Origin of the sequence: Hyphomonas sp. UBA4494, assembly GCF_002388935.1 — a bacterium.
GTDB lineage: Bacteria > Pseudomonadota > Alphaproteobacteria > Caulobacterales > Hyphomonadaceae > Hyphomonas.
The window spans coordinates 1-4,138 of sequence record NZ_DGNK01000038.1; the positions used below are offsets into that span (position 1 = coordinate 1).

The following is a 4,138-nucleotide window of genomic DNA, read 5'->3' on the forward strand; positions in this document are numbered from 1 at the left end:
GAGCCGGGAACCCATCCCGCCCTCCCCCGTTCCTTCCGCGAGACCCATGCGCGAAGGAGCCCTCCATGCCTGCCCAGTCCGAAGCCCAGCAAAAGGCCGCCGGTGCGGCCCTGTCCGCCAAGCGCGGCGACACCAAGGTCAGCGACCTGCAAGGCGCGTCAAAGGAGATGTACGACTCGATGAGCGAGTCCGAACTCGAAGACCTCGCCTCGACCACACACGACAACCTCCCGGAACGGAAGGGCGACTGACGGCGACCGACCGCGACACGACACGAGGCAAGAATGTGCACCGGGGATGACGCATGATGCCCCCCCCATCCATCGCTATGCCGGGCACTCGCCCGCATACTTGAATAGCTGCTCAACCTCCAGGGTCGCCGAGACTTCATCCTCCTGGCTATGCAGACTGCCGGCGACGAAAAATGTTGACGACGCCATGCGCCCGTCGGGCAGGACGAAATAGTCCCGCTCCAGGCTTATTTTCGTCGGGTGGCCAACCCCGATTCTCCACCGGCCCCCCATCTCCTGTCCGCCCAAGTTGCAGCTCATGCTGAAATACACGCCAGTGACTTCCACGCTGCGCGTGTCGACTTCACAGCCAGGTCTATTGAAATCCTCCGCCCGCAAGAGATCGCCCTCTGGACGAATGCACATCTGCCCGGACTGGGTTTGTGGGGGCCGCTCGATCCGCTCACCATTCGCATATCCGGACTGGGTTTGCGTGATCGTCACATCGTAAAGCCCCGGACGAACATTCAGGCCTTCCAGTTCAACCTCTTCCGTTTCGCCAAAAATCCCAAGCGCACCTTGCGCTGCGGCCATGCCGGCGAGCGCGGCAGCAACGCCAAGCGCTGCCATAAATCTGATCGTCATTTCGAGTCGTCCCCATATCCTGTGTCAGCCCGCAGACTACGGGACCCGGATGCGCCAGGTCAAACGTCTGACGACACGGCACGGCCCCCTTGCCCGGCCCGCCGTCTCCGACGCGCTCATGCTGAGCGAAGTCGAAGCATGCGCGCGGGGCACCGCCGGTCACCGGCCGGGAGTGGACGGGATCACCTCTGTCGCCGCGCCCTGCCGGGAAAACATCGTCCTGCGGTTCAGCCACACGACCAGCACCGCCGTCGCGGCAAACAGCCCGTTGTCAAAGGGCTGTGCGTCCGGCCAGGCCGGGCCGTTGAGCTGGAAGTGACAGAGCAATGGCAGCAGGATCGAGCCGCGCGAGGCATTGAACAGCGGCGTCACGATCACCGAGATCGAGACCGGCCCGAAGAGGGCGGTCAGCCGGTCCGGCATGGCCATGAACAGCGCCAGCACGCCCCAAGCAATGCCGAAGGTCAGCAGGAAGAAAGGCAGCAGCGCTCGGGCGGTCATCCGGGACTCCTCGCTATCAGGCCGTGATGAGTCTACGCCGCAGCCCTATCAATGCCACGCCTCCCGGAATTGACCATGGTCAAGCTGCCCGGCGCAAGCGCCCGCCCGCTGCTGGGTGGGGGACATGGCTCCCCCAATCCGTCTGACAGCCCACGCCTTCATGCTGTCCTGCATGACCACGCCTGCGGACCTTCTGTTTCATGCGGCCCGGTTCAGCCTTGAGCGGCTGGACTGGCTGGCCGGCGACATGCGCCGCGCGCTGGGGCTGGGCCGCCTGCCTTGCCTGCCTTTCCTGGCGCGCTGGCAATTGCGCCAGTTGACGCGGTTTCTGGCCCATGCCGAGCCGCTGATGCGCCGCCTGATCCTCTTGATGGCCGCAGACCTTGGCGCGTTGGCCACCCGTCCGCAGACGGATCCCACCACCCGCGCCGCGCCCGGCAAGGCCGCGCCGAAACGCGCGCTTTTCCCCACCCCGCACTTCCGCCTCTGTGAAGCCCTGCCCGGCAAAACGCCTCGAACGCCGCCGCCCAAACGCTTTCGCACCGGGCCGCGCATTCGCCTCCTCGATGCGGACGCGCCCATAGACCTGTCCGAATATCCGGCTGAGCCGGACGATCTCCTGCCCGCGACGCGGCAGGTCCGCCGCCTGCTCGCGCTGGAAGATGCGCTGGAAAACCTGCCCCGCTATGTCGAGGCAATGCGCCGCCTTCTGGCCGGCCCGCGCCCGGTCATCGCCCGCGCCCTGCCGCCCGCCTTCAAACGCTTGCCGGTGACACAGGCCGAACAGGCGACGCTGACAGAGCTGCATGAAGCCGCCGTGCGGGAAAATCCCGATACGTCCTGAGACGGATCAATTCGACCATAACCCGCATCCCCGGACCTGATCCGGCGCCTCTCTCCCAAGCCACCCGCACGGGACTCTGGCATGCGCCGGAGATACGGGTGCTGGGAGTTTCGCTCAGCGCCCCGAAAAAGGCTCACCCCACAAGGCTGAGCCCCACCCCGGCAAACTTCACTTCGCGCCAGTCAACGTCCAGCCCCATCTTGCCGGCGCGTTCCAGAACGGCGGCATAATCGGGCGTCTGGATGCCAAAGGCGGCGACCCGTTCCGTCTCGCCCTTGCGGAACTGTATCACGCCATCGGCCAGGAAGATGCTGTCACGGTCCACCGTCTGGCCCAATGCCAGGGCCCACCGCGTGGCCAGCGCTTCGGGCTCAGGGGACTCCACGGCCAGCGCGGTCAACCGTCCGGCCACGGCGCGCTCGCGCCAGTCCGGCCCGCCCCAGCGCCAGCTGCCTGCCGGACGCGCCTCGTCGACCGACACAATCGCCCCGCCAATATCGGCCGGGTGCAGATGGCTTGCTGAAATATCCGGCAGGTCAATATTCCAGACCCGGCGAATGCCCATACCGTCCACGCGTGTGCGCAGACCCTCAAGGTCATCCGTCTGGAAGATCGCCATATAGCCGCCCTCCCCGCCCCGGTCGATGAAGCGGCGCGCGGGCGCGCTGTCCGTCATCGGCACGACCACTTCCAGGAACTGGTCGCCAATCGCATAGACGCGGTTTTCAAGGCCGAACTCCTTTACGCCCGGATCAATAAAGGGGGCTCCCAGACCCAGCAATTCGCCCAGCCGGTCGGCCGTCTCCAGCGTCTCGGCCGCAATCACCAATTGGCGCAAGCGTGGTGCAGTCATCTCATCGTCTCCCCTTCGCGGGCGGCTCACTGTGTCACGGCCACCTCTTTCGCGCTCCATACCATACCTGCCCCAAGGGCCACACAGACCGTCTCGAAAATATGGTGGCGAATTAATCCGTTTCCGGTCGCGCACCGCTGGTCTACGGTCCGCGGCTTATGACCGCCCGCCTGCTCTCCGCCCCCATGCTGATCGCCGCCTTTGCCATCCTTGTCGGCACGGGCGTCGACGCGCTGGTGAAGGGCGTTGCGCCCGATGCGGGGCTGCAGCATCTGGTGGCCTGGCGTTTCCTGTTCGGCACAGTGATCGCCTTTGCGGTCTTCCTGGCCCAGCGCAAGCCTGTGCCCGGCTGGGCGGCAATCCGGTTCCACACATTGCGCGGCCTGCTGCAGCTGTTCTGCGCGTTCACCTTCTTCTATGCCCTCACCCAGCTGCCTCTGGCCGTGGCGACAACGCTCGGCTTCACGGCGGCGCTGCTGGTTGCGCCGGTCGCGCGTCTTCTGCTGGGGGAGAAGATCAGCCCTGTTGCCGCGGGCGCCACCCTGCTGGGCTTTGCGGGCGTCGCCTTTGCCCTCTCTGGCCAGTCCGGCGCGGGGGAGGACGCGGGCAACCAGACGCTGGGCCTGATCGCGCTGTTCAGCTCAACCATCGGCTATGCGTTCGTGCTTGTCCTGTTGCGCATGCGCGCCCTGATCGAGGACGCCACCACAATTGCGCTGTTCACCAATATCGTGCCAGCGCTGGCCATGCTGCCGGTCACGTTCGGCTTGTTCGGCGCGCCGGACTGGAATGACCTTCCGATCTTCGCGCTGCTTGGCCTGCTCGGCTATGGGGTCTGGTATCTGGCAACGCTGGCCTATGCCCGCGCCCCGGCGCAGCGGCTGGCCCCGCTGGAGTATACGTCGCTGGTCTGGTCCGCCCTGCTCGGCCTGATTTTCTTCGATGAGATGCCGGGCTGGCAGCTCTGGGTCGGCGCGGTTGTGATCATCACGGCTTGCCTGGTCGTCGCCTTTGAAGGCCGGTTCCGCACCCGCCGCGAAGCGCGCATGCCCGCCAGTGACCTGC

General features: G+C 66.0%; 6 protein-coding genes. 3 read left to right on the forward strand and 3 right to left on the reverse strand.

Translation table 11 applies throughout. From position 1 onward, the window contains the following. Positions 1-65 precede the first annotated feature (65 nt). Positions 66-251, forward strand: coding sequence for a DUF3008 family protein (locus B2P82_RS14640; RefSeq protein ID WP_290497711.1), 186 nt, complete (start codon positions 66-68; stop codon positions 249-251). Positions 252-326: 75 nt separating this feature from the next. On the opposite strand, the gene B2P82_RS14645 is transcribed toward B2P82_RS14640, so the two are convergent. Beyond that, positions 327-875 (reverse strand): DUF3617 domain-containing protein, encoded by a 549-nt coding sequence (locus B2P82_RS14645; RefSeq protein ID WP_034810744.1) that lies wholly within the window; start codon positions 873-875, stop codon positions 327-329. 159 nt (positions 876-1,034) lie between these two features. After that, positions 1,035-1,376 carry a hypothetical protein gene (locus B2P82_RS14650; protein WP_290497712.1) on the reverse strand — a complete coding sequence of 114 codons (342 nt, stop codon included), beginning with the start codon at positions 1,374-1,376 and terminating at the stop codon, positions 1,035-1,037. A 124-nt stretch (positions 1,377-1,500) separates the two neighbouring features. Between B2P82_RS14650 and B2P82_RS14655 the strand changes: the two genes are divergently transcribed. Continuing rightward, entirely contained in the window at positions 1,501-2,220 is a 720-nt protein-coding gene (locus B2P82_RS14655; RefSeq protein WP_290497713.1) for a hypothetical protein, read from the forward strand. Between the two features lie 133 nt (positions 2,221-2,353). Here B2P82_RS14655 and B2P82_RS14660 read toward each other — a convergent pair whose 3' ends face one another. Continuing rightward, positions 2,354-3,073 (reverse strand): VOC family protein, encoded by a 720-nt coding sequence (locus B2P82_RS14660; RefSeq protein ID WP_034810739.1) that lies wholly within the window; start codon positions 3,071-3,073, stop codon positions 2,354-2,356. Between the two features lie 158 nt (positions 3,074-3,231). Between B2P82_RS14660 and B2P82_RS14665 the strand changes: the two genes are divergently transcribed. Beyond that, the coding region (locus B2P82_RS14665) for a DMT family transporter (protein ID WP_290497714.1) at positions 3,232-4,138 on the forward strand (907 nt) is incomplete at its 3' end.